This window comes from Mycoplasmopsis felis ATCC 23391 (assembly GCF_000701865.1).
Taxonomy (GTDB): Bacteria; Bacillota_I; Bacilli_A; order Mycoplasmatales; family Metamycoplasmataceae; genus Mycoplasmopsis; species Mycoplasmopsis felis.
Window position 1 is genome coordinate 1 of sequence record NZ_JNKA01000043.1, and the last position, 1,520, is coordinate 1,520.

Here is a 1,520-nt window from a genome sequence, read left to right on the forward strand (position 1 = left end):
ATTAATTTAGTTTTTTTACTCATATATAAAACCTCTAATTTTATTTTTATAATTTTATTTATAATAAAATTACATCTATATCTAATCAAAAAAAACAAAGGCAATTTTATAAAAATTAACTTTTGTTGTGTTAAATTGAATATTTTTTGAATTATTCTTCCACAAAAATAAAACCATCACCCTTTTTAATATCAATGATACTGATAAATAAATTGTTATTAATACTTTTTGCTTCTTCAAATAATCCAACTGCATCTAGATATTGAGTATTAGTTGTAATCATAAATTGTTCTTGTTTAGAATAACCACCAGTTATTTTATGAATAGAGAAAGTATATATTCTATGAGTTTTTTCATTAATTTCTTGTATTAATTCAAATGGGTTTGTACAATAAATTTGAGTTTGAACAAGTTTGTATTTAGGGAAAGTTAAATTAACAAAAATAGCATTTACTAATAACATGAATATACCAGAAACAAAATTAGGATTAAAAAATAAATCAAAACCTCATGGTTTATTATAATTAAATATTTCTTGATATTTTTGAATATCACCACCCACCTTGTTTTGTATACTAGAAATAGCAATAGAAGTCGGAATGTATGTTCCTATTATATTAGCAATAAATAATGAAATAATATTTAAGATAAAAAAAATAGATGATATGTCTTTAAATTTAATTTTAGCAGCATAAACACCATATATATCATAACCACCAGTAGATGCACCTAAAATTAATGATGTTACAGTCGCAAGTCCTTGAATTAACCCAAAAGATATAGCATATAAAAATATTGATAATTGTTTAAAATTATCACTTGGATTATTTCACAATACAACTCTTATATTATATTCTTTGTATAGTTGTGATAATGGATTTTCATTTAATAAAGTTGCATCTAAATTAGCAAAAATAAATATTTTTTCTATTCCAGGAATACTAGCAAATAATAAACCTGAAAATGAGTAAATGAATATAAAGTATATATTATATCAAGTGAAATTTTTAGAAATTTTTAAATAAGACAAAATGAATAAAGGAATATTAAATATAAAATACATTATCCAAAATATTATGTCAAATAATATTTTGGAATCTTTTAGATAATAAACTAAATTACCAAAACTTTGTCCTATAGCTTCAGCTCCAAGAGCATATAAACCAGTATTTTGCAATAATAAAACACCAGAAATGGATGCAATAATTCCTATGATTGTTAATGTTAATAATTTTTTTCAAGGAGTATTTATTTTATAAAAAAAACCAAGAATTAATAATGAAGAATTCATTCTTTTACGTGAATATCTTATTTGATTATCTTTCATTTTACTATTTTAACATAAATAAGATTTATATTATATTTAATATAACTTTTTAAGACTAAAAGATAATAAAAATATCCAGAATGTTTCTGAATATTTTCAAAGGAAGTGTAGTTAATTTTGTGTAAATTCTCTTAATAGCAAATATTTAATTTAAAATATTCATATTAGGAGATTTTTTATGCAAAAGAAAAAT

Annotated in this window: 1 protein-coding gene; it reads right to left on the reverse strand. The window is 20.9% G+C overall.

Annotation, left to right across the window (positions count from 1 at the left end; genetic code table 4):
* Positions 1–151: 151 nt before the first annotated feature.
* Complete coding sequence (locus tag T405_RS03540) at positions 152–1,327, reverse strand: YitT family protein (RefSeq protein WP_036431365.1); 1,176 nt, start codon at positions 1,325–1,327, stop codon at positions 152–154.
* Positions 1,328–1,520: the final 193 nt, after the last annotated feature.